We start from the raw sequence: 25,397 nt of genomic DNA, 5'->3' as shown, positions 1-25,397 counted from the left end.
TGGTATAAGAAAGCAGCATTTTACCTAGAGCCGTGAAGGGGACACGGGTATACTAGATAGCATAATGAAGTACGGAGTTAAGTCGTTGAATTTGCCACGCATTGCCCTTGAAAATACCTTGTCGCAGGCCTACCGGACCTACCTGGATGCACTGGCACGCAGTGCGTTTAACGGGGATATTGAATACACCTACGCCAGTCGGATGGCGATGGCAACGGATAATTCTGTCTACCAGAAAATACCGCAGGCGGTGGTTTATCCAACATCGGTGAGCGACTTACAATGTTTGGGCGAACTGGCAAATCAGCACAGCGAGGTTAAATTTTCGGCGCGGGGCGGCGGCACGGGAACCAACGGCCAAAGCCTGACATCGGGAATTGTAGTGGACCTATCGCGCCACTTAAATCAGATATTAGAGATTAATATTGATGAAGGCTGGGTTAAAGTTCAAACCGGTGTGGTGAAAGATGCCCTTAACGATGCGCTGCGCCCTTTTGGGTATTTCTTCTCACCGGATCTTTCAACGAGTAACCGGGCAACCCTGGGGGGAATGATCAGTACCGATGCCTCGGGGCAGGGATCACTCAAATATGGCAAAACCAGTGACCACGTGTTGGGTCTGACGTCGGTTCTGGCCAACGGCGAATTACTGCAAACTTCCCCGGTATCGGTAGCAGAGGCCCGCCGGTGCGCCGCGGGCAGTGATACATTAGCGCGCATTATGCGCCAGGTATTAGCCACATGTGTAGATAAGCGCGAGGCTATCTTAGCTAAATTTCCGCGTATGAACCGCTTTCTGACCGGTTACGATTTGGAACATGCATACGATGCGGACAATCAGCTAATCGATATCAGCCGCCTGATAACAGGCGCGGAAGGCTCATTGGCGTTTGTCGCCGAAGCGAAGCTTTCCATCACCCCTATAGCTCGCTATACGACTTTGGTGAATATAAAATACGATAGTTTTGAGTCTGCTTTACGTCATGCACCGCGCATGATCGCTGCCCAGGCTACCTCGGTAGAAACAGTAGATAGCAAAGTATTGAACCTGGCAAAAACAGATATTGTCTGGCACTCCATTGCCGACCTTATTACGGATGTTCCTGATAAAACCCTGCTGGGGCTCAATATGGTTGAGTATAACAGCAATGACCAGCAGGAAATTGAACAGCAAATTGCCCGATTAGAAAAAGAGTTGCAAGCGGATATTCAACAGGGCAATAACGGCGTTATAGGTTTCCAGCTTACCCATGACAAAGCGGACATTGGTAAAATTTATGCCATGCGCAAAAAAGCGGTGGGCTTATTAGGTAAGGCCGATGGGCCTAAAAAACCTATAGCATTTGCTGAAGATACTGGCGTACCACCAGAAAATCTGGCTGATTTTATAATGGATTTTCGCGCCTTGCTGGATGCCCATCAGTTACAATATGGGATGTTCGGACATGTCGATGCAGGGGTTCTCCATGTCCGTCCTGCGCTGGATCTCACTGATCCAGCGCAGGAACAGCTTATGCATCAAATATCTGATGAAGTCGTTGCGCTAGTAGCCCGTTACGGTGGGTTGATGTGGGGGGAACATGGTAAGGGCTATCGCAGTGAATATGGTCCCGAATTTTTTGGTGAGATGTTATTTGCCGAATTACGCAAAATTAAAGGCGTTTTCGATCCTGCCAATAAAATGAACCCCGGTAAAATCTGTACGCCGCTGAACAGTACCGATACCCTGGTAAGGGTGGCGGATGTCAAGCGAGCTACCTACGACCGTCAGATCCCGGTGTCTTTTAAAGAAGCCTACCAACCGGCCCTGAACTGTAATGGCAATGGCTTGTGTTTTAACTATGATACAACGTCGCCGATGTGCCCGTCGTTTAAGATTACCGGCGATCGACGCCACAGTCCCAAAGGCCGGGCCGGCCTCATTCGTGAATGGCTACGCTTGCTGGCAGAACAGGGGGTAAATACCGGACAGCTTAGCGCCACCCAGTTCACGCATTCCTGGCTGGCTAAATGGCGTAACAGCCGTAGTCAGCAGTCTGATTTTTCTCATGAAGTGTTTGAGGCAATGGATGGCTGCCTGGCGTGTAAATCCTGCTCGAGTCAGTGCCCTATAAAAGTGGATGTTCCGGATTTTCGGGCGCGCTTTTTATCCGTATATTACCAACGATATAGCCGACCACTAAAAGACTACCTGGTAGCCAATATTGAGCAAATGGCCCCGCAAATGGCCAAAATGCCCAAATTTATTAATTTTTTCCAGCGCCAAACCTGGTTTAATCGGGCGATGCAAAAAGCGGCGGGCTATGTGGATATGCCTTTGTTATCAGCACCGCCTTTGAAGCAACGCTTAGATGAACAAGTCCAGCAATTTGATTTATCCAGGCTAAGTGCGCTGACCTCACAAGAAAAGCAAAAACACGTACTTATAGTGCAGGATCCGTTTACCTCGTATTACGAAGCGGAGTTGGTTGCAGATTTTGTAGCGCTGGCGCACAAGCTCGGTGTTACGCCGGTTTTGCTTCCCTTTAAGCCAAATGGCAAGCCTGAACATGTAAAAGGATTTCTTACCAAATTCGCTAAAACCGCAGCAAATACGGCGCAATTTCTTAACCAACTTAATAGCCTGAACATCCCTATGGTAGGCGTAGACGCCTCGTTGGTGCTGTGCTATCGGGACGAATACGTAAAGGCGCTAGGGGAGGCCCGGGGTGAGTTTACCGTTAATACAGTAGAGGAGTGGCTATCCCAATTGCCTTCCGAGTGGTTCCTGCCGGCTGAACACACGAGCGATGGCAAACCGCTAGCCCTATTTGCTCATTGTACGGAAAAAACGGCGTTACCAAACAGTGAAAAAAGCTGGCAGGCAATTTTTGGCCGGGTAAATCAACCGGTAGATATTATTGCGGTTGGGTGCTGTGGAATGGCAGGAACTTACGGCCATGAAGCCAAGCAGAAAGCGAATTCGATAGGGATCTATAAGTTGTCCTGGGAGCAGGCGGTAGGCCGCTATGCGCCAGACCAGATCATGGCAACTGGCTATTCGTGTCGCTCGCAGGTAGCCAGAATAGACAATTTTAAACCTGGCCACCCCTTGCAGCATTTACTTACCAGGCTTCAGTCTCGCTAAGGAACCGAAAGCAGACTAATGCAATTGGGTTACATCAGGCAATTTGCAGCGACTAATCGGACAGGTCATTACCTGGCGGGCAATGCCAGCTTCCATAAATACCTGTCCGGTAGGGGTGAAACCTAATTTAGTGTGATGGTCTACGCTGGTTAAATCGCAACACAGTCGAACGGATGCAACATTCATTACCCTGGCTTGGGCTATCAGAGCGCTAAACAATAAGCGATACACTGGTAAATTGCGGTAGCCAATACGAATGGCCATACGGCCAATCTCGCCATGCTCGGTTAAACGGGCCGTGGCGATAGGCTGTTTGTCCGGGGTGCTTATAATAATATGGCTGGCGCGATGGTCATGTTCATCAAATTCACTATCCCGGGGCATTTGCCATTCAAGCACAAAAACTTTTTCCCGCAATTCGGTTAAACGCTGACTGGCGCTGCTCCAGTCTACATTTTCTACTAAAAACGCCATAGTTATCGCCCATCTTATGTCATGCCCATTCCCTGCGCGTGATAGTGGCTAACAACTTAAGAATTGTCCGTTAATTCCCAATAGCCCTTGTTAATTAGTGTAGCCAAAAGATCAAAAAATGCACCATCCGGCTTATAGGTTTCTACGAATATATTGTTAACTGGCTCACCGACGAGTAAAGATAATAAAGGTGCCGTGTTATCTCCGGCGTAAGTAAAGCCTTCTGCATTGATAAAAAAGTGGAGTCCTGCGGTATCTTTATTGTCTAAAAACAATGGTCGACAGCCGGGCATACGGCATACCCGCTCCCCCGTGTTTACTGCTTCGACAACTGCTTGTGGCTGAATCAGCGTGGCGGGCACTTGTATAGGAAGTTGTTGATCGCTAAGCAGTCGCATTACCGACTGCTCCCACTGGGGCTGGTTGAGAGCGTCCAGAATCATTGACTTAAGCGTGCTTAGTTCAGACTGGGTAACCCGTCCAGGATGTCTGGCTGGCTGTCGGGTAGCATCGCTATAGCGCACATTATGGATGTTTTGCTCATCAAAAATATCCGGTAAGGCGTTCACCAACTGACGCTGGTCGGGGGCACGAAAACCGACTGAATACGTCAAACAATTATCTAGAGCGACGCCATCATGGGGCCAACCCGGCGGGATATATAAAATATCCCCAGGCTCTAATATCACATCAATAACCGGTGGGAAGGGGGCCACCTGGGCTAGCTGCGGATGTGGAAAATGTGTCTCGTGATTGCCCGGCCGGCCAACCTTCCAATGACGCCGGCCCTGGCCTTGCACCAGGAATACATCATACTGGTCCAGATGTGGGCCCACGCCGGCATCCGGCGTAGCATAGCTGATCATCAAATCATCCATGCGCCAGTACGGTACAAAGTTAAATGCTTCCATAAGCTCTGCCGCCTCGTCTATATAGCGGTCTACGCCCTGTACCAATAGCGTCCATGCGCCCTGGCAGATAGCCTCAAAATCCTCAAACGGGCCATGCTCAATGCGCCACTGTTGCTGATGAAACTGAATAATACGGCTATCAACTTCCTCCAGCTCGCTGAGCCCGGCAAGATCATGTTCATCAAGAAAATCGTCGAAACCGGGAAACCCCTGACGAATTACCATAGGCTGTTGCTGCCAGTAATCGCGTAGAAAAATAGCTTTATCGAGTTGTAAATTGTGCACTGTTAGGAGGCTGCCGTTGTCTTTACAATAACGGCATTATACAAAAATTCAGGCGCTTTTGCGTTGAATATAGTGGCCGCTATATTCAGTATCCGAGCAGCGGGCGGGTTCAGCTGAAAATGCCCCTGTAACCTCTTCTTGTAAAATCCGGGCAGTGGCAGGGCAGGCTGTAATAACATCAGGAATTGAGTGTTGCTCAAGCCTGGCTGCCAGGTTGACGGTTTTACCCCAAATATCAAAATAGGGTTTATGCTGGCCAATAATTCCGCCGGTGACGCTGCCAGAAGCAATACCTATACGAATGCTAATATCGATATTCAGGCGCTGGCGAAGATTGGCGACTACATCAATAATAGCGAAGGCGAAATAACATAGCCGTATACTATTATTGCCCACCGGCGCCAGCCCCCCGTGTTGGGTGATAGGGATGCCGGTAGCAGCCATATACTGATCGCCATTGGTTTTGATTTTTTCTACACCAAACTTATTCGCGATATGGTCGAATTCGCGATACAGGTTGTTTAGTATGGTTACCACTTCATCATCATTCAGTTTTTTACTTAGTTGGGTGTAGCCCTGTAAATCGGCAAATAGCACACTGACATTATCCAGCTTACGGGTTTCACCAATTTGCCAGTAGCTGCCAGGTTTGTCCGGGTCAGCGGGCAGCAAACTGGCAATAAGCTTGTCCTGGTGTATGCGGTGATGGGTGGCGTGGCTATGGCTTCGGCGGATAGCACGTAGAAATAACAAGCTGACAACCCCCAGAATTACTCCATTCATGAAGCGTATCGATTCCCACACCGGCCCCTGCGGTAAAACAATAAATAACTCGGCTACCAGAAACGCTAGCAAACAACCCGTTTCGGCCAGTCGCTGTAGCTTTGGTTCATCCGGGCGAAAGAAGTAGTCACAACCAACCATGGAAAGTAGAAGAAAATACTGCATGCCATTTTCTTGTTGCCATAGGATTGAGGTCGTCGTGAAGGTCGAGACTAATGCGATTAGAAATAATCCACGTACCTGTCGAAACGCGGTATCTGAATGACGACGACTTAAAAATAGGGTGGCAGTAAAAAACGCGGCGTGTAGGGTGAAATTAGACAATACCAGTGTGCTGGTTTCACCCGCAATGTACTCTAAATATAGTGAATACGAAACCAGTGCAGTTAACGCAGCAAAACTGATATTGGTGATAAGGCGGGTGATACCCGCCTGGGATTTTAAAGCATTTACATACACAGCGTAACGTCATCCATAAATAAGAGGGCCGGTGCAATATTACCTGGCCCCCGGTGCTGTATTTATTATAGGCCCTGTTCCGTGGGTCTAACTAAATAAGCCTGTTTGAAGGCTACTCAGGTAACTGATCTACCAATCTTTGTGCATCCCCAATATAACTGGCCGGAGACAGTTTTTTCAACTCAACTTTGGTACTGTCTGGTAAGGCTAATGAATCGATAAACGTGCTAATGGCCTGCGCGTTCACCTTCTTGCCCCGGGTAAGCTCTTTAAGCTTTTCGTACGGTTTCTCGATTCCGTAACGCCGCATCACCGTTTGAATGGGTTCAGCCAGCAGCTCCCAGTTATTGTCTAACTCAGCCAACAAGCTGGCTTCATTCACTTCCAGCTTACTAATACCTTTTAATGTCGCCTGATAGGCAATAACTGCATAACCTACACCCACCCCAAGGTTACGTAATACAGTAGAATCAGTCAGGTCGCGCTGCCAGCGTGAGATGGGTAATTTGGTGGCCAGATGACTAAATATAGCATTTGCCAGGCCCAGATTGCCTTCTGAGTTTTCAAAATCAATCGGGTTAACTTTATGCGGCATGGTAGAAGAACCAATTTCGCCTGCTACTGTTTTTTGTTTGAAATGACCCATGGCTATGTAACCCCAAACATCCCGGTCAAAATCAATCAAAATAGTATTAAAGCGTGCTACTGCATCAAATAACTCCGCGATGTAATCGTGCGGCTCAATCTGTGTTGTGTATGGGTTCCAGGTTAGCCCCAGACTGGTAACAAAGGTTTGCGCAACATCGTGCCAGTCTATATCGGGATAAGCTGAGAGATGGGCGTTATAATTGCCCACAGCGCCGTTTATTTTGCCCAGTAAAGAAACCGCTGCAATCTGCTCACGTTGACGAATCAGGCGCATTGCCACATTCGCCATTTCCTTACCCATAGTGGTAGGGGTAGCAGGCTGACCATGGGTGCGGGCCATCATCGGCACATCGCGGTACTCTTTAGCTAACCGCTTTAATTCGCTGATAATTTTATCACAGTAGGGCAGGATGACCGTTTCGCGGGCCTCGGTTAACATTAAACCGTGGGAAAGATTATTAATATCTTCAGATGTGCAGGCAAAGTGGATGAATTCACTGATTGCATGTAGTTCGCTGTTGTTTGCGACTTTTTCTTTTAAAAAGTATTCCACCGCTTTAACGTCATGATTGGTAGTGCGCTCGATATCTTTAATGCGCATCGCATCGTCAACCGAAAAATCGGCCACTAGCGTATCCAGTAATGCAGTAGATTGCGGACTAAAGGCAGGAACTTCGCTAATTTGTTCATGTTGAGCTAATAGCTGTAACCAGCGGACCTCAACCTGAACACGGTATTTCAACAAGCCATACTCACTAAAAATACCCCGTAATGCTTCGCTTTTACTTGCGTAGCGGCCATCTACCGGGGAAATCGCGGTTAACTGGGACAGTTCCACCTTACATGCTCCTCACATTTAAATTAATCGCAGTGCTTGTGTAGCACTATCTACAATACGCTTACGGTTAAGCAAAATCTGGCGTCGCTGACCACCCATTTGACGCCACATTACCGCGGCGCGCACACCCGCCAAAAGCAAAGCCCTGACGCGGTGCTGATTGACCGGTTGGCGTAAGTGGTCAGGATTACCGGCTACCTGGATACGGGGAGCCAACGGGCTAACAATGTCAGAATATATACTGGCCAGTGAGCCTACAATTTGCGCATTATCGAAACTGACATGAGCTAACTGTCGTTGCACATGCGATATGCGCTCGCTTAATTCATTCAGCGCAGCTGGCTTACGCGACAACTTACGTTCCAGGCCCAGAATACTAGCAATATAGCGGGTTAACTCAGTATCTTTATTGCCTGATTTATCGGCTAACTGCGCCAGTAATGTCTGGTAGCCGATTTTAAGATTACTCAGGCTACCAAACACATGTTGCGGGCTATCCGGTTCAGTAACCAGAATACTTGACAGGCTTGCTTCAAACGCATCGTGATCGACATTTCCCTTCCGGGCAACCTGTTTGACCAATGCGGCGGCCTGGCAAACGCCTGCCAGGGCCAGATGTTGCTCTATTTTAGGATCCAGCATCAACGAATATAACTCTCAATAATAGCCCCGCCCAGGCAAACCTCGTCTAGATAGAACACGGCAGACTGGCCAGGAGTAACAGCCTTCTGCGGCTCGTCAAATATCACTTGTAAGGTATCATCGCCGGTAGGCGTAATCGTACAAGCAATATCATGTTGGCGATAACGGGTTTTAACGCTGGCGCTAAGAGGGGCGGTAAGGGGTTCACGGTTTACCCAGTGCAGCTGCTTTGCCACCAGTCCGTTTGAATACAGGCGCGGGTGATCGGCACCTTGGCCAACAATTAGTACATTGCGGCTAACGTCTTTATCCACGACATACCAGGGCTCATCACCAAATTCAGCTAAACCGCCAATATGCAGACCTTTTCGTTGCCCCAGCGTGTGATACATTAACCCTTCGTGCTGGCCTATCGGTTGGCCCTCAGCCGTTTCAATAGTGCCAGGTTGGGCGGGTAAATACCGGGACAAGAAGTCTTTAAACTTGCGTTCACCGATAAAGCAAATACCGGTAGAATCTTTTTTGTCTGCAGTAACAAGGCCTTGCTGCTCAGCAATACGGCGTACTTCAGGCTTTTCTATATCGCCAACCGGGAACAACGTTTTAGCGATATGCTCATGACTTAGCGTATACAAAAAGTAGCTTTGATCTTTGTTGGTATCCAAGCCACGTAACATCTGCCATTTGCCATCCACCAAGCGCCGCTGAACATAATGACCGGTGGCAATGTAATCTGCGCCAAGGTCTTCTGCAGCGAACTCTAAAAACGCTTTAAACTTGATTTCTTTGTTGCACATGATATCCGGGTTTGGCGTGCGGCCGGCTTTGTATTCGGCTAAGAAATACTCAAACACATTATCCCAGTACTCAGCCGCAAAATTAATTGTGTGAAGATATATGCCGAGTTTGTCGGCTACGGCTTGCGCATCTGCCAAATCATCTGCAGCAGCACAATATTCGTCATTGTCGTCTTCTTCCCAGTTTTTCATAAATAACCCCTCTACCTGGTAACCCTGCTGTTGCAGCAAGTAGGCAGATACCGAGGAGTCAACGCCGCCGGACATACCGACGATCACTTTTTGCTTTGCGGGGGCCTGGGGGCTGGAAGTAGATTCTGTCACCGTTTTCTCTTCACTCATTGCGCTATTGGTTTAAAGGTCGCGAATTCTAGCAGAAATAAGCGCTTTTGGCACCTGGTTAACAGGGCAATGAAAGTCAGCTGTTAAGGCTATTTTCAACCATCTTATTACAATTGAAATTGCAGGTACTCTCCATTATTAATCCCGTCTATTGTCCAGCTTCCCACCCGGTAACGAACCAGGCGAAGGGTAGGGTGGCCCACGTGGGCGGTCATTCGGCGCACCTGTCGGTTACGGCCTTCGGTTAATGTGATACTTAGCCAGGTGGTGGGGATATGCTGACGATAACGGACCGGCGGATTTCGCGCCCATAGATCGGGTTCGGCCATACGTTGTACTTTGGCTGGCGCCGTCATACCGTCTTTAAGCTCCACGCCTTCTTGCAATCGGTCAATAGCCCGGTTATCCGGAACGCCCTCGACCTGGGCCCAATACGTTTTACTGGTTTTAGCTTCCGGGTTAGCCAATTTATGCTGTAACTTACCATCATTGGTTAACACCAGCAGACCTTCTGAATCCCGGTCCAGTCGGCCAGCAGCATATACCTCAGGAATGGGGATATAGTCTTTGAGAGTTTTTCTGCCTTCACCATCGGTGAACTGGGATAACACATTAAAAGGCTTATTAAACAAGACGATACTTGGTGGGCTGACAGACATAATATTCTCAGGCAGATAACATTGGAAACGAAGTCTACCAGAGTTGCGCGGGTGAGGCTGCCCCGCGGGTGACTATTCGTAAAACCTTGTTGTATGTCAGTATCTTGTCGGTGCAACCACCGATCCGGCAGGATAAGACAATGGTATGACTTGTAACTCCGCTTTTCGTCCTTATACTAATGGACGCGGCATTTTTTGCCCGGTTTGCTGATATATAACGTAAGTTACTCTGTCATGGGTCGAGGCGGAACATTCTTGCAGGGTCAGCCTTACAAACCGTGTCATAAGAATGCCTGTAGACGCGCTTCTCCAGGGAGCTTATATACCCTGTGATGTAGCGCACCCAATGGACTAATTACGGTAAGTTTACCGCAAACTTTGAGGTATATAATGACCAAAGCCAAGTCGACTATCGTCTATACCAAGACCGACGAAGCGCCAATGCTGGCGACCTACTCGTTACTTCCGATTATCGAAAAATTCGCTGGTGCAGCAGACATCGATATCGAGTTGAGTGACATTTCTCTGGCTGCCCGCATTCTGGCCAACTTCTCTGACTATCTGTCTGACGATCAAAAGGTACCCGATGCGTTGGCACAGCTTGGTGAATTGACCCAGGACCCGAACGCAAACATTATTAAACTACCCAATATCAGTGCGTCAATCCCTCAGCTTCGCGCCGCTATTAAAGAGCTTAATGCAAAAGGTTACGCGGTACCTGCTTTTCCTGAAGATCCGCAAACTGATGAAGATAAAGATGTTCGCGAACGCTACGGAAAAATATTAGGCAGTGCGGTAAATCCGGTATTACGGGAAGGTAATTCTGATCGCCGTGCGCCAACAGCTGTTAAAAATTACGCTCGCAAATATCCTCATTCAATGGGTGAGTGGAGCCAGGCGTCTCGCTCTCACGTAGCGCATATGCGCGGTGGCGACTTTTACTCAAGCGAAAAGTCTACCACGGTAGATAAAGACGGTTATGTCTCGATTGAATTTACTGACAAGCAGGGGAATAAAAAAACCCTCAAGCCGCGGGTTGATTTGTTAGCTGGCGAAGTTATCGACGGCATGTACATGAGCAAAAAAGCGCTGTGCGAATTCTTTGAAGAACAAATTGAAGATGCCAAAGAAGCGGGCGTATTATTCTCGCTGCACGTAAAAGCGACCATGATGAAGGTCTCTCATCCAATTGTATTTGGACATTGCGTAAAAGTATTTTACAAAGAACTGTTTGATAAGTGGGGCGACCTGTTCGATGAGCTTGGTGTCAACCCTAACAATGGTTTAGGCAGTGTTTACGATAAAATTGAGAGCCTGCCTGAGTCCCAACGTTCAGAAATCCAACGCGATATCAATGCTTGCTATGGTAACCGTCCACCCATCGCGATGGTAAATTCAGACAAAGGTATTTCTAATCTGCACGTACCCAGCGATGTCATTGTCGATGCTTCAATGCCAGCGATGATCCGTAATTCGGGTCAGATGTGGGGACCGGATGGAAAAGCGCATGATACCAAAGCGGTGATTCCAGAAAGCACCTATGCGACCATTTATCAAGAAGCCATTAATTTTTGTAAAACCCATGGCGCATTTGACCCAACCACTATGGGTACAGTACCCAATGTGGGGCTGATGGCGCAAAAAGCAGAAGAGTATGGCTCGCACGATAAAACGTTTGAGATGGAAGCTGACGGTAAAGTGCAGATAGTCGATCAGGACGGCAATGTTCTGATGGAACACGATGTGGAAGAAGGCGATATCTGGCGTATGTGCCAGGCCAAAGATGCACCGATTCAGGACTGGGTAAAACTGGCCGTGACCCGTGCACGGCAGTCTGGTATGCCCGCGGTATTCTGGCTGGATGAAGAACGTGCTCATGACTCCCAGTTAATAGAAAAAGTACAACGGTATTTGAAAGATCACGACCTTAACGGCCTGGATATTCAAATTATGTCACCGGTTCGCGCTATTCGTTATAGTATGGAACGGGCAATCCGGGGCTTAGATACTATTTCTGTTACCGGCAATGTGCTGCGTGACTATCTGACCGATTTATTCCCCATTATTGAATTAGGCACCAGTGCCAAAATGCTGTCTATTGTGCCATTGATGGCTGGTGGCGGGTTGTACGAAACCGGTGCAGGTGGTTCAGCGCCTAAACATGTTCAACAGTTTGTAGAGGAAGGCCACTTACGCTGGGATTCGCTAGGCGAATTTTTAGCGTTGGCGGTATCTTTTGAAGATGTGGCAATTAAACATGGTAACGGTAAAGCAAAAATTATCGGTACCGCGTTAGATCGTGCTACTGAAAGCTTACTGAATAATGGTAAATCACCACAGCGTAAAGCTGGCCAGTTAGATAACCGCGGTAGCCATGTCTGGTTAGCGCTATACTGGGCACAGGAAGTCGCCTCGCAAACCGAAGATAAAGAGCTGGCTACGACATTTGCTGATATTGCACAGCAACTTGAAACCAATATGGACAAGATTCTGGAAGAGATTGATGCTACCCAGGGTCATGAACAGCAAATTGGCGGTTATTACTATCCAGATACAGACAAGGTTTACAATGCCATGTCTCCGAGCAAAACATTGCACGGTATTTTAGGATAAGTTTGCCCCTGATGTAGTGGCTTTATCCCTTAATAAAACCACGAGTATAAAACCCGGCCCCCGCGCCGGGTTTTTTGTTAGGCATTTTGCCGCTTTATGGCGCATCTGCACCAAGCCTGCGCACTACGTTGCGAATTCTTCGTGGTAAATGTTGTACCAGCGCGCAGTATAAAAATTTTCTTTAACTGCTAGCGAGCAGTAGAAATGTTATGTATTGGCAAATCAAACCTGCACAAACGAACGACGAGACAAGCTAACCTGGCCCGCATTTACAGGGCCCAAAATTAGTTGCAGCTGGCAGCCATTCAACTTCGTCAGCGCTCACTGAAATTTTACATGAGCCAAACCAAGCCTGTGCAAGACACCCACCGCAAAATGGCAAGGGGAGTTTTTAAGATAGCCCCTAAGACACCCATAGCAAATTACCGAGAGGCGACCCTCCCATATCGGTATTACCACTCCCCAGGCTGGGACAGGAGTATAGCTATATAGCGAGCTTGGATGACAGCCATGGAAGTTCCCACTAATTGTCACGCCAGGGCATAAAAAATATCTAAGACACCCACAGAAGTTCTTAAAGAAAACGTTCCTAAACTTCCAAAGAAACCTGTGCAAGACACCCACCGCAAAAAGGTAAGGGGAGTTCTTAAGATAGCCCCTAAGACACCCATAGCAAATTACCGAGTGCCGGTACCAACAAATGGCTATAACCAATCATCAGACCAGGGATAGGAGTATGTCTATATCGTGAGCTTGGAAGACAGCCAGTGCATAAAGAATATTTAAGGGACCCACGAATGTTCTTAAAGGAGACGTTTTTAAGACTTCCCTAGCAGACCGCAAAAGGCTATAGAGAAACCTGTGCAAGACACCCACCTCAAAAGGTAAGGGGTGGTCCGAAGATAGCCCCTAAGACACCCATAGCAAATTACCGAGTGCCGGTACCAACAAATGGCTATCACCAATCATCAGACCAGGGATAGGAGTAGAGCTATATCGCGAACTTGGAAGGCAGCCATGGAAGTTCCTACTAATCGTCACGCCAGGGCATAAAAAATATCTAAGACCCCCACAGAAGTACTTAAAGAAAACGTTCTTAAGACTTACATAGCAGGCCGTAAAAGGCTGTAGTGCAAAACTCCGGCCTTACCATGTACGAAACGCCAGAAACCTTCCTGCTGGTAGGTAGGCCGATGATACAAGTTAGCTACGAAAATAGTGAGCAGGGCGATGGCTTCATGCAGGCTATAACCGAATATTCTATGACTAGTCGCAGCTACCCGTTAAATAGCCTGTAGAAAGGCTATTGCTACAAATAATAAATAGGCTTAGGGGAGTCAGGCATTACTAATGGGGATAATGAGAAGAAATGCGTCCAAACTGGCTGGGCACCGGGCAGATGACGCCCATAAAAAAGGCTTTTGACTAACAAATGTCAGAGAAAAGCCCTTTTGGATATTAAGGTGTTAGGTATTAACGCTCTGGTTCTTCGTCAAGCAATCCGATATTTTCGGCGTGGAGTCCTTTGGGGCCCTGCTGAACCTCAAAAGTAACATCCTGTCCTGCTTTTAACGAACGATATCCTTCCATCTGGATGGTTGAATAGTGAGCAAAAATGTCTTCGCCGCCGTCTTCCGGGACGATAAAACCAAAACCTTTTGCGTTGTTAAACCATTTAACTTTACCAACCGCCATACTTCGACTTCCTCTTAATCCTTGAACTCACAGAGTTATGCCCCCACAATAGGTTTTAAGGGCAACTATGACTATATGCGTCACTTCACATAGCCATAACTAAACTGTAGATTTTTTAAACACTGAATGTCAAGCGTAAATTAGCAGAATTAATCTAAGCGAAAAAATTCAGCGTAATATACGCTAAGGCACTATCCTATTACTATGAGCAGAGACAACGCGATCAGTATCGAAAAAGAAAAACTCAGAGAAGCGCAGCGCAAGAAAACGCAGCCGCCTCCAATGTATAAAGTGTTGTTAAACAACGACGATTACACCCCGATGGATTTCGTGGTCGAAGTACTTGTGCATTTTTTCAATATGGACGCTGAGAAAGCCAATCAGACTATGTTAACCGTGCATTATCAAGGTAAGGCTGTTTGTGGCATATATACTGCAGAAATTGCTGAAACCAAGGTTATGCAGGTGAATCAGTACGCACGTAAACACCAACATCCACTTATGTGCACCATGGAACAGGCGTAAGTCAACTAACTATAGGGCGAGCGATATGTTGAATAAAGAATTAGAGCAGACACTCAATGAAGCATTTGTGTTTGCCAGAGAACACCGCCACGAATTTATGACAGTTGAACATCTGCTACTAGCATTGATGGACAACGCTTCTGCCCAGGAAGCCCTTAAAGCCTGTGGTGCCAACATTGATGCAATCAAAAGTGAATTGATTGAGTTTGTTAAAGACACCACGCCGCTGATTCTGGAAGACCAGGCCAGTGAACGGGAAACTCAGCCCACTCTGGGCTTTCAGCGTGTTCTTCAGCGCGCGGTATTTCATGTTCAGTCGTCGGGTAAAGACGAAGTAACTGGCGCTAATGTGCTGGTAGCCATTTTTAGTGAGCAGGAATCACAGGCAGTATATATTCTGAAAAAATCAGATGTTACCCGTCTTGATGTCGTCAACTTTATCAGCCATGGGGTGAGTAAAGCAGAAGACGAAGAAGCACCAGGTCACAACGATGCTACCGAAGAAGGCAGTGATGGCGATGAAAATGGCTCTGCGTTAAGTAAATATGCAACTGATCTTAACCGCCATGCCAAAGAAGGTAAAATCGACCCGCTGATTGGCCGCGACTCAGAACTTGAACGTACCATTCAGATTCTTTGCCGCCGCCGTAAGAACAACCCCTTGCTAGTGGGTGAAGCAGGCGTCGGAAAAACAGCCATCGCTGAAGGCCTGGCCTATCGTATTGTAAATGACGATGTCCCTGAGGTGATTGCACAAAGTACCGTCTACTCACTCGATTTAGGCGGCTTATTGGCAGGCACAAAATACCGCGGTGACTTCGAGAAGCGTCTGAAATCTATTCTTAAAGAACTCAGTAAAGACGAGCACGCTATACTGTTCATTGATGAGATCCATACCATCATTGGCGCAGGCGCGGCATCAGGTGGGGTAATGGATGCGTCGAATTTACTTAAACCGAAACTTAGTAGCGGTGAACTACGCTGTATTGGTTCTACCACCTATCAGGAATACCAAAGTATTTTTGAAAAAGACCGTGCTTTAGCGCGCCGGTTTCAAAAAGTGGATGTGGTTGAGCCCAGTGTAAGTGATACCACTAAAATCTTGTTGGGGCTAAAAGAGCGTTACGAAGAGCATCATAGTGTGCGATTTACCCGTAAAGCATTGCAAGCTGCAGCTGAGCTCTCTGCTAAGTACATTAACGAACGTCACTTACCCGATAAAGCCATTGATGTTATGGATGAAGCAGGGGCTAGCCAGCGCTTGCTACCGCAGTCTAAGCGGAAAAAGACCATCAATGTAGCGGAAATCGAACAGATTATTGCCAAGATGGCCAGAATTCCTGAGAAATCTGTTTCAGCCTCTGACAAAGAAGTGCTCAAAAACCTGAGTCGCGATCTCAAGATGATGGTGTTTGGTCAAGACCAGGCAATAGAGACGCTAACCAACGCTATTCACCTGTCTCGTTCGGGCTTGGGTAATGAAACTAAGCCAATTGGTAGTTTCCTGTTTGCTGGGCCAACTGGGGTAGGTAAAACGGAGGTCACCCAGCAGTTGGGCAAAATCATGGGCGTAGAGCTTGTCCGCTTTGATATGTCTGAGTACATGGAGCGCCATGCGGTGAGCCGGTTAATTGGTGCACCTCCTGGTTATGTAGGGTTTGACCAGGGCGGTTTACTTACTGATGCTGTGATTAAAAATCCGTACTCAGTGGTGTTACTCGATGAAATTGAGAAAGCCCACAGTGATATTTACAATATTCTGCTGCAAGTGATGGACCACGGTACGCTGACGGATAATAACGGCCGCAAAGTGGATTTCAGAAATGTGGTTCTGGTGATGACTACTAACGCCGGAGTACAGGAAACAGTACGTAAATCCATCGGCTTTAAGCAACAGGACCACAGCCACGATGCGATTAGCGAGATCAATAAGATATTCTCGCCTGAGTTTCGTAACCGGCTAGACGGCATCATTTGGTTTAACCATCTTGACTCTGAAATCATTCTTCAGGTGGTCGACAAATTCATTATTGAATTACAGGCTCAGCTTGATGTGAAAGGCGTGTCGCTGGAAGTTACTAGCGAAGCTCGAGCATACCTGGCCGAGAAAGGCTACGATCGTTCAATGGGAGCCCGTCCTATGGCACGCTTAATCAAGGATGAAATCAAGCGCGAACTGGCGAATGAGTTATTGTTCGGCGAGTTGGCTAAAGGCGGTAATGTGAAGGTGGACCTGGATGATGATAAGCTTACCTTCGATTATTCTGGTGTAGCATCTCAACACGAGCAAACTGAATCGAACTGATTCAGTTTGTAAGATAACCATCTGCACCCATAAAATAAAAACCCGGCATTAGCCGGGTTTTTGCTTATCAGGTGTCAAGATTCTTACTTACTGATATTATCTCGCGCGATACACGATACGGCCTTTCGTCAGGTCGTAGGGTGTCATCTCTACGGTGACCTTATCACCTGTCAGGATACGGATATAGTTTTTACGCATTTTTCCGGAGATGTGCGCAGTTACCACGTGACCATTTTCTAGTTCAACGCGGAACATTGTGTTAGGAAGGGTATCCAGTACCACACCTTCCATTTCAATAGAATCTTCTTTTGCCATGTAAAGCAGTTACCTCAGTAAGTCAAAATTTTGCCGCGCAGACCTTAACTAATTTAGCGCGCTGTGTAAAGTTCAAAGATCAATTTTATCGCTACTTTGCCATTTATTCTGCAAAAAACGTTCATTTGGGGCAAATTTGCGTTTGTAATTCATCTTATTACAATTATCTATTTGATAGCCCAAATAAAGATATGTTTTACCAGACTGCCTGGCGTGTTCTATCTGCTGTATGATCATCCAGCTACCTAACGAGTGATAACCCGGGTCAGGATCAAAGAACGTGTATAGCGCCGAAAAGGCCTGATGATCACTGCCGTTATCAATATCATCGGTGACCGCTACAGCAATTAAGGTCTCGCCATCGTAAGCTTCAATGAACACCGGTTTTTTCCAGGCACACATAATAAAGCTATCGAATTGCTGTCGGCTAGGTGGGTACATTGTACCATCAGCATGGCGCTGGATGATATAGCGTTCGTAAAGTGGATAGTACGCCTCGCCGGGCTGGCTGCTTAATCGCGTAGTCAGATGGCGGTTTCGCTTAATTAAACGTCGTTGGCTTTTGCTAGGCGCATATTGCGTCACCAATACACGGATAGATTGACAAGCTGTGCATGCCGGACAGTGAGGTCGATAAATTTGTTCCCCACTACGCCGGAAACCCGCTTGAATAAGCTGGCCATAGCGCCAGGAAAAATCCTGGTCTTTTTCAGCGTATACCAGCAGTTGTTCATGCTCATCTTCCAGATAACTGCAATTAAAGGTTTGTGTAATCCCAAACTTCATAGGGTAATAACCTGCTTCTGCCAATGCTGTTGATAGCGTGGCGAAATACTACCGTTATTATCCAGCATGGTATTATGCTGGCTAAGGCGCGAAATAAATTCAGTTCTGCGCAATGTACTGGCGCCCAGACTGCTTAAATGCTCTGTGGGCAACTGACAATCAATAAAAGCCAGCTCATTACGTAGCATATGCTTTACCAATGCGTACATTGCAAGCTTAGACGTGTTTGGCGCAATATGGAACATAGATTCCCCACAAAACACCGCTCCCACCGCCACGCCGTATAGGCCGCCAACTAACTTATTGTGGTCATCCCACACCTCCACCGAGTGAGCCATGCCAGCATCGTGCAAGCGCTGATACGCCAATAACATTTCTTGGGTGATCCAGGTATCGTGGCTAATCCTGTTACTGCCAGGGCTTTTGCGGGCAATACTCGCACACTGTTGTATAACCTCAGCAAAAGCGTAGTTCATGGTTACCGTGTGACGTTGCTGGCGCGCCAGTTTCCGTAAGCTTTTAGACGCCTTAAATTGTGCCGGTTCGATGATGGCGCGGGGATCCGGTGACCACCATAGCAGCGGTTCCTGATCACTAAACCACGGGAAAATCCCTTTAGAATAGGCTTCAAACAACCGCCTTACACTTAATGAACCACCAAACGCTAATAACCCATTAGGGTCGTTCAGGGCCTCGCTAACAGGAGGAAAGGGTGTATTCTCGGCCAGGTAAGGTAGTTCTATCATAAAGTTGTTGAATACCGATATGTAAAGTAGCTGGGGCAGGGTATCGTGAATACGCTTTGTTGTAGCATAAAGCGCGTTGTCGAAGGAGGCAAGGGGGCTAATACATCGCCGGCTAAGGTAAACTATACCCAATATAGCAAAAAGGATATGCCGCTACCGGAACGGCATACCCCTAAAGAGATGTTGCTAGCCGGGTACTACCACTGGTCAGCGTGGGAGCCATCCAGAAATTTCTCTGCATCTAAGGCTGCCATACAACCGGTACCGGCCGAGGTAATCGCCTGACGATATACATGATCTGATACATCGCCAGCAGCAAACACACCTTCCACACTGGTTTGTGTGGCATTGCCCTGCAATCCACTGTTAACCGTAATGTAGCCGTCTTTCATATCAAGTTGACCGGCAAAAATATCCGTATTGGGTTTGTGCCCAATGGCTATGAATAAACCCATAACATCAATTTCTTCTTTAGTTTCGCCCTGCGTTTCAGCAATACGTACTTTGGTTACACCCATTTCGTCACCTATCACTTCATCAAGGGTGCGATTAAGATGCAATACCACATTGCCGTTTTCCGCTTTGTCGCGAAGACGTTGCTCAAGAATCTTCTCACTTCTGAACGTATCGCGACGGTGAATAACGTGTACTTCAGAAGCGATATTAGATAAATATAGGGCTTCTTCTACTGCGGTATTACCGCCACCCACTACCGCTACTTTCTGGTTGCGGTAGAAAAAGCCGTCACAGGTAGCACAGGCAGATACGCCTTTGCCCTTAAACGCTTCTTCAGATTCCATACCAAGGTATTTAGCTGAAGCACCAGTGGCAATAATTAAGGCATCGCAGGTATAAATGCCAGAGTCGCCATAAAGGGTAAAGGGGCGTTTAGTCAAATCGGTTTTATTGATATGATCAAATACAATTTCCGTATTAAATTTCTCAGCGTGCTTTTGCATCCGTACCATCAAATCGGGTCCGGTGAGCCCTTCAGGATCGCCTGGCCAATTCTCAACTTCGGTTGTTGTGGTAAGTTGACCACCTTGCTGAATGCCCGTAACCAATACCGGATTAAGGTTAGCACGTGCCGCGTAGACCGCAGCTGAATAGCCTGCCGGGCCTGAGCCCAGAATTAACAGACGTACATGTCTGGTCTCTGCCATATTGTTCTCCAGTTACACCCCTGGGGCAGGGGAGTTAGTTTGTGTTTGTCTTTATTTGGGCGAATTATTCACATTCAATAGCCATAACGCAAATGCAAGATCTCAGAATCACATTTCAATATTGTTAATCACAGGATTGAGCTATACTTCTTGCAAACTGGTATTATATAGCACAGTTAGCTGAATAAGCAGGGTGGCTAAGCTGTGGTCGCCCGGTATGGTGGGTAGGTTACTCGGTCTACAAAGAGCGCATTTAACCGGTTTCAGGTCTCTTGGTGGGTCTGTTTTATCAGCATAATCTAGCGGTTCGATTTAGCGTCAGTTACGCTATGTAAGAGGTAAGTTATGGCACTTTCAGTAATAAGTATGTTTCGTCAGGGACACAAGTATATGAATACATGGCCTATGAAAAAACAGCTGTATGCTTATTTCCCCGAATGCAAAGTTATCTCTGCCACGCGTTTGGCGATTACCACAATGCCGCCTATAGCGGTAGTCTCTTGTGCAATGCTACTGAACACCTTTGGCGCGGATTATCTGCCGCAAACTATCGCCATTGGTGCGTTCTTTTTAAGCTTGCCGTTACAGGGGCTATTATGGCTCGGCCACCGTTCTAATCAAGCATTGCCGCCGGCGCTTAAAAATTGGTATAGAGAAATCCATTCCAAACTTCAGCAGGAAGGGTGTAGTGTGCATTCCTTTAAATCTCAGCCGAAATATAAAGAACTGGCCGCCTTACTAAAATCGGCATACGAACAACTTGATCAGGTTTTTACCCGGTCGTGGTTTGATTAACCTCATTTGAAGTTAACCCGCAAAAAAATCATAAAAAACAGGCCGCGATGGCCTGTTTTTTTATTTGGTCGGTAACATTAATCGGCTGGTCGGTATCTATTAACGCGGCTCAAATAGAATTGTGCCGCTAAACAGGCTCTAGCGTCTGCTTACACCGGCGACAATAGTAACTTTGTTGTTGACGTACAACCTTGTTATGGCGGCGCACAGACAGCTCAACAGGCCCACATTTGCAGCGGTAGGCGTAGGTTGTTAACTGCAAAGGGGTTAGGTCAAATGAGTGAGTCACCCGTGCCGGTACCCCAAAGGTTTCTTCCATCATCTTCTGCCACTGAGGGCCGTGGGGCCGTACCCGCCCATAATGCTGATGAACCAGAATATGACACAGTTCATGCACGACTACCTGGGAAAAAAAGGCCTCACGGTTGTGGGCAAATAACACCGGGTTAAAGTTAATTCTGTTTTGAGTCAGATTAGCACTGCCGGCATTTTTCCCCGCCCGTCGCCAGCTGATAGCCGGACGTTTGAACCGCACGTTATAAGCCTTATTGGCCTGTTGTAGTAACTCATCGATGATGGCGTTAACCTGCTGCTTATCGGTCTGACTAAGTGGCTGAATAGCCGGTGTAGCGTGGTCGGGCTCGTTGAATCGTTTCATAGCGTTAAACAGTTGGTTATGCATGTAGTACGGCAGGCTGAAGCGTTCGCTGCCTATTAAAATGCCATTGTAGCGTATGCCCTAAGGCAGGTCAGCTTTAGTTCGGCTTGCAAAGCAGTAGGCTACATGTTTTGCGTACTGCGCTATCACCGTATCATAGAAAGGCTATAGCGACCGTAGCCAGGGTGATATACCCATCGCCCGGTTTTATTTCAATAGCCGGCCAGTATCGAACTACATAAAGCAAAAAAAATGGCCGCCACATTAGGTGGCGGCCAGCTCAATAAGTTTACTGCTTTACCAGTAAATCACCCAGCCCTGCCAGCGGGCATTAATGCACCTTACACTGTAAGCACATTATATAAACACCCATGGGATCATTTAATTTACTTACCGTATTGTATTCGCTAAGTACCTGCTTAACCATACCCATTAACGGTGTGTTGTTTTCCGCAAACTGCGATTTGGCAGCCCATACTACCGCTTGACCAAAAAACTCTTTCCAGAATTGCTCTTGCGGGCTTAGTTTATGGTGTTCATACACAACATCGTATTCTTCCAGTTCGGCAAACTGGGCCGCCGCTGCAATCGCATCGTTCAGGTCGCCCAGTTCATCAACTAAACCAAGCTCCTTTGCTTTGGTACCAATCCAAACCCGACCCTGGGCAATGTCGTCTACCTGCTCAGGTGACATATCGCGGTATTTCCCAACCATAGTAATAAACTTAGTATAGTTGCTTTCTACACTGCGCTGAAGAATGTCACCAAAGCGCGGATCAAGCTCGCGGGCAGGAGATAGCCCGGCAATTTCGGTAGAACCTACGCCGTCACTGTTTACCCCAAGGTAATCAAGGCTCTTTTCAAAGGTCATAAACATGCCGAATACGCCAATAGAGCCTGTAATAGTACTTTCAGAAGCATATATTTTATCCGCGGGGGCCGATATCCAATAGCCGCCAGAGGCCGCATAAGTTCCCATCGACACCACCACCGGTTTTCCGGCAGCCTGCAGTTCAAGCACTTCCTGGCGTATAACCTCGGAGGCAAATGATGACCCACCGGGGCTATCTACCTGCATCACCACGGCTTTTACACTCTCATCCATTCTGGCCTGCCGTAGTAAACGGGCTGTGCTATCGCCGCCGATGGTGCCGGCTTGCTGGTCGCCATCAAGAATTTCACCTTTCGCCACTACCACTGCCACTTTAGCGCCATCGGAGACAGACATATCGGGCATGGGCGGATTAATAACACGCAGATAATCGTAGAAAGAGGTGGTATTTACACCCATCTCGGTTTCATCACGGCCTACCAGAGCGGCCAGCTCTTCACGAATGTCACTGCGGGTTTTCAGGGCATCTACCCAGCCATTAGATAACGCGTACTGAGCAAAGTCGCCCTGCGCAGCATCGAATTTTTCTACCAGCACGTCGAGCTTTTCATCAAAGTTGCCTTCATCTAAGCCGCGCGCCGCTGCGACATCCTGTTTGTACTGTGCCCAATAGGTATCAAGCCACTCACGGTTGGCCTGTTTGGCGGCATCCGACATATCATTACGCAAAAACGGCTCTACCGCAGACTTGTAGGTACCTACCCGGAAAATATGAGTACTAACTTTTAATTTTTCCAGCATATCTTTGAAGTACAGGCCAAACCGACCATAGCCCTCAAGCAATAGTGCACCCATCGGGTTTAAATACACATGATCAGCATGCGCTGCCAGATAATACTGGTTCTGCGAGTAGTAATCGCCAATGGCATAAACCGGCTTTCCGGATAGTTTGAAATCATCAATAGCCTGACTGACTTCGCGCAGTTTATCCAACCCGCCACCTTCGAACTCTTTTAAGTCCAGAACCAGCGCTTTAATGCGCTTATCTTGCTTCGCATTACTGAGGATTTTCACTAAATCCCGCACCAACAGTTCAGGATTTTCCGGCTCATCGCCAAATGCTTCCTGCATAAACTGCTCGAACGGATCCACCGCCTCTTTCTCTATTACCAGCTGCCCTTTCAGGTTCATATACAGTGCACTATCCGGGCGCACCGAAACGGGCTTTTTATCGGCGCTAATGGCTATCAAAATAGCCACTACGATAAAAATAAATATAATATTGAAGAACAGTTTTCGACAAAAGTTGAGTACTGTCCATAGCCCTACAAAAAGGGATTTCGTCCAGCTTCCATTCGCTGCCATAATCGGTTTTACCTCTGAGAACGTCTTAGGTTAATGGTATAGAAACCCATCTGAATCGCTACTTAAAATTGTAATGAATTGTAATATAGCGGGCGATTTAAGGGATACCCCTAATCAGACCGGCATGGCAATAAAAGCGGTACAGCGTACTGTTGGCGCGTGAACGTGTTAGCCGTGTATAGCCGGTGTTGTAGCCCATCGACGATAAACCGTGTATCAACAGGTTAGTACCGCCCCGAATTGTTTCAGACCACACGGTAAAGGCGTCTGCAAACCGGCGAATTAGCTCCCGATAGCGGTAATCGAGCCACCTGTCGCCGGATGGCGGCGCAGATAAGTGTAAACGGTTGAGGTCTTTGCTTCAGGCCTTTCTGGAGGATGTAGGGGCCGTTAGCGGTTATTAGAGTTTCCCGCACTGCTTTCACCACGCTATATGCACACGGGCTAACGCCGGTATAGTCTACCGGGGCGCCTTTGATACTTAGCTGCCGGGCTTATTACAAGGGCTTATTACAAGGGCCTGTCACAAGGGCTTATCACAAGGGCCTATCACAAGGGCCTATCCCAAGGGCTCATCGCAAGATTGTTCAGCAACACTAGATCCTGTCAGCGGGGCTTCCCTACCTATTGGCTGGTGGTACCTAGCGGGTATTACACGTAATAGTGAAGAATGGATTGGTCCTTGGGGTAGATGCGTTGGGCGGCGGTGTTTTATGTTTGTCAGGCTTTGTCATATAGCAATAATAAAACCTATCACTATTAAAAATTGCGCCCGGCACGCGTTTACAGATAGATATTGCAAGTGGTGTGGGCGTCATATAAACAATACTGCCAACGATTTTTTAGCGCTGGCGCGCGCGCTTTGAAATAACTGAAAATCTCGGGCTCTAGCGCTGCGGATGGAAGGGAGTTTATACAGCAACAAACGGTGGTCTTTTTGCAATAGTCACCGTAGGATACAGCAATACAATATAGCTTAAATAACTGCTTCAATAACTGCTTAAATAACTCGACGGGAGAGTGAAATGGATGCCTTAGCGCTGCTTTTAGAACGCCGCTCACAACCGCGGCTATCCACCCCGGCCCCGGCCGGCGAAGCGCTGGAAAACATAAAACAGGCTGCGTTACGCGCACCTGATCATGGGGGGCTAACCCCCTGGCGATTTATCGTGTGTGAGGGCGGCGGTCTGAAACGACTAGGTTTGCTGTTTGAACAATCGGCGATAGAAAATGGTAAGTCAGCCAAAGAAGTTGAACGAGCGCCCCAGCTACCGCTGCGTGCACCTATGATCATAGTGGCGATTGCCCGTTACCAGGATAGCCCCAAAGTGCCGCGAATTGAGCAGGTAGCCTCGGCAAGCTGTGCGGTAATGTCAATGCAGATGGCGGCCCAGGCCCAAGGCTTTAACGGTATCTGGCGAACCGGGACATATGCTCAGTGTGAACTGGTGCGCAGTGAGCTAGGGTTAGCTGAAGATGACGAGCTGGTGGGTTTTTTATATTTGGGAACACCGGCAGTGCAAGCGCCACCCCCGGAAGCTAAAGCAGCCGAAGACTTTTTTGAACACTGGACATAATCGGTTTTAGTCGGACCATACATACAAAAAAACCGGAGCAGGGCAGGCCTGTTCCGG

Annotated in this window: 20 protein-coding genes; 6 read left to right on the top strand and 14 right to left on the bottom strand. The window is 47.6% G+C overall.

Features of this window, described 5'->3' with window-relative positions; translation table 11 throughout:
* Positions 1-64 precede the first annotated feature (64 nt).
* Entirely contained in the window at positions 65-3,127 is a 3,063-nt protein-coding gene (ydiJ, locus tag D0Y50_RS11095) for a D-2-hydroxyglutarate dehydrogenase YdiJ (RefSeq protein WP_117316995.1), read from the top strand.
* Positions 3,128-3,142: 15 nt separating this feature from the next.
* Here ydiJ and D0Y50_RS11090 read toward each other — a convergent pair whose 3' ends face one another.
* From D0Y50_RS11090 to D0Y50_RS11060, 7 genes are all read right to left on the bottom strand, one after another.
* Positions 3,143-3,601, bottom strand: coding sequence for a GNAT family N-acetyltransferase (locus D0Y50_RS11090; RefSeq protein WP_108567216.1), 459 nt, complete (start codon positions 3,599-3,601; stop codon positions 3,143-3,145).
* Between the two features lie 56 nt (positions 3,602-3,657).
* Positions 3,658-4,797, bottom strand: a complete 1,140-nt coding sequence (locus tag D0Y50_RS11085; RefSeq protein WP_117316993.1) for a cupin domain-containing protein — start codon at positions 4,795-4,797, stop codon at positions 3,658-3,660.
* 48 nt (positions 4,798-4,845) lie between these two features.
* A complete protein-coding gene (locus D0Y50_RS11080; RefSeq protein WP_117316991.1) occupies positions 4,846-6,039 on the bottom strand; it encodes an adenylate/guanylate cyclase domain-containing protein in 1,194 nt (397 codons plus the stop codon).
* A 112-nt stretch (positions 6,040-6,151) separates the two neighbouring features.
* Positions 6,152-7,525: an adenylosuccinate lyase gene (gene purB, locus D0Y50_RS11075; RefSeq protein WP_117316989.1), complete on the bottom strand. Its 1,374-nt coding sequence runs from the start codon at positions 7,523-7,525 to the stop codon at positions 6,152-6,154.
* A gap of 18 nt (positions 7,526-7,543) precedes the next feature.
* Positions 7,544-8,167 carry a high frequency lysogenization protein HflD gene (hflD, locus tag D0Y50_RS11070; RefSeq protein WP_108567220.1) on the bottom strand — a complete coding sequence of 208 codons (624 nt, stop codon included), beginning with the start codon at positions 8,165-8,167 and terminating at the stop codon, positions 7,544-7,546.
* Complete coding sequence (gene mnmA / locus D0Y50_RS11065) at positions 8,167-9,306, bottom strand: tRNA 2-thiouridine(34) synthase MnmA (RefSeq protein ID WP_117316987.1); 1,140 nt, start codon at positions 9,304-9,306, stop codon at positions 8,167-8,169. Before mnmA ends, hflD begins: the two co-directional genes overlap by 1 nt.
* Before the next feature lie 107 nt (positions 9,307-9,413).
* On the bottom strand, positions 9,414-9,965 hold the full coding sequence (locus tag D0Y50_RS11060) for a pseudouridine synthase (protein ID WP_108567222.1): 552 nt from the start codon (positions 9,963-9,965) through the stop codon (positions 9,414-9,416).
* A 390-nt stretch (positions 9,966-10,355) separates the two neighbouring features.
* Here D0Y50_RS11060 and D0Y50_RS11055 point away from each other — a divergent pair, with 390 nt between their 5' ends.
* On the top strand, positions 10,356-12,578 hold the full coding sequence (locus tag D0Y50_RS11055; protein ID WP_117316985.1) for an NADP-dependent isocitrate dehydrogenase: 2,223 nt from the start codon (positions 10,356-10,358) through the stop codon (positions 12,576-12,578).
* Between the two features lie 1,473 nt (positions 12,579-14,051).
* On the opposite strand, the gene cspD is transcribed toward D0Y50_RS11055, so the two are convergent.
* A complete protein-coding gene (cspD, locus tag D0Y50_RS11050; RefSeq protein ID WP_108567224.1) occupies positions 14,052-14,273 on the bottom strand; it encodes a cold shock domain-containing protein CspD in 222 nt (73 codons plus the stop codon).
* 204 nt (positions 14,274-14,477) lie between these two features.
* Between cspD and clpS the strand changes: the two genes are divergently transcribed.
* Both clpS and clpA read left to right on the top strand, forming a co-directional pair.
* Positions 14,478-14,798 carry an ATP-dependent Clp protease adapter ClpS gene (gene clpS, locus D0Y50_RS11045; protein WP_108567225.1) on the top strand — a complete coding sequence of 107 codons (321 nt, stop codon included), beginning with the start codon at positions 14,478-14,480 and terminating at the stop codon, positions 14,796-14,798.
* 25 nt (positions 14,799-14,823) lie between these two features.
* Complete coding sequence (gene clpA, locus D0Y50_RS11040) at positions 14,824-17,103, top strand: ATP-dependent Clp protease ATP-binding subunit ClpA (RefSeq protein ID WP_108567226.1); 2,280 nt, start codon at positions 14,824-14,826, stop codon at positions 17,101-17,103.
* Positions 17,104-17,199: 96 nt separating this feature from the next.
* Here the strand turns inward: clpA and infA are convergent, their stop codons facing one another.
* From infA to trxB, 4 genes are all read right to left on the bottom strand, one after another.
* Complete coding sequence (gene infA / locus D0Y50_RS11035) at positions 17,200-17,418, bottom strand: translation initiation factor IF-1 (RefSeq protein WP_108567227.1); 219 nt, start codon at positions 17,416-17,418, stop codon at positions 17,200-17,202.
* 72 nt (positions 17,419-17,490) lie between these two features.
* Positions 17,491-18,204, bottom strand: coding sequence for an arginyltransferase (locus D0Y50_RS11030; protein WP_117316983.1), 714 nt, complete (start codon positions 18,202-18,204; stop codon positions 17,491-17,493).
* Positions 18,201-18,950 carry a leucyl/phenylalanyl-tRNA--protein transferase gene (aat, locus tag D0Y50_RS11025; protein ID WP_108567229.1) on the bottom strand — a complete coding sequence of 250 codons (750 nt, stop codon included), beginning with the start codon at positions 18,948-18,950 and terminating at the stop codon, positions 18,201-18,203. Before aat ends, D0Y50_RS11030 begins: the two co-directional genes overlap by 4 nt.
* A gap of 197 nt (positions 18,951-19,147) precedes the next feature.
* Positions 19,148-20,113: a thioredoxin-disulfide reductase gene (gene trxB / locus D0Y50_RS11020; RefSeq protein ID WP_117316981.1), complete on the bottom strand. Its 966-nt coding sequence runs from the start codon at positions 20,111-20,113 to the stop codon at positions 19,148-19,150.
* A 345-nt stretch (positions 20,114-20,458) separates the two neighbouring features.
* On the opposite strand from trxB, the gene yfbV reads away from it, so the two are divergent.
* Positions 20,459-20,908, top strand: coding sequence for a terminus macrodomain insulation protein YfbV (yfbV, locus tag D0Y50_RS11015; protein ID WP_108567231.1), 450 nt, complete (start codon positions 20,459-20,461; stop codon positions 20,906-20,908).
* A 127-nt stretch (positions 20,909-21,035) separates the two neighbouring features.
* Here yfbV and D0Y50_RS11010 read toward each other — a convergent pair whose 3' ends face one another.
* Both D0Y50_RS11010 and sppA read right to left on the bottom strand, forming a co-directional pair.
* Positions 21,036-21,566, bottom strand: a complete 531-nt coding sequence (locus D0Y50_RS11010) for a SprT family zinc-dependent metalloprotease (RefSeq protein ID WP_117318734.1) — start codon at positions 21,564-21,566, stop codon at positions 21,036-21,038.
* A 331-nt stretch (positions 21,567-21,897) separates the two neighbouring features.
* Positions 21,898-23,763, bottom strand: a complete 1,866-nt coding sequence (sppA, locus tag D0Y50_RS11005; protein ID WP_117316979.1) for a signal peptide peptidase SppA — start codon at positions 23,761-23,763, stop codon at positions 21,898-21,900.
* Between the two features lie 1,025 nt (positions 23,764-24,788).
* Here sppA and D0Y50_RS11000 point away from each other — a divergent pair.
* The gene (locus D0Y50_RS11000) at positions 24,789-25,340 is read left to right on the top strand and encodes an NAD(P)H nitroreductase (protein WP_117316977.1); all 552 of its coding nucleotides are present in this window, start codon (positions 24,789-24,791) and stop codon (positions 25,338-25,340) included.
* Positions 25,341-25,397 lie beyond the last annotated feature (57 nt).

The sequence above is a fragment of the Salinimonas sediminis genome (genome assembly GCF_003429285.1).
In the GTDB taxonomy this organism is placed as follows: domain Bacteria; phylum Pseudomonadota; class Gammaproteobacteria; order Enterobacterales; family Alteromonadaceae; genus Alteromonas; species Alteromonas indica.
This window is presented reverse-complemented; position numbering and strand designations above follow the sequence as displayed.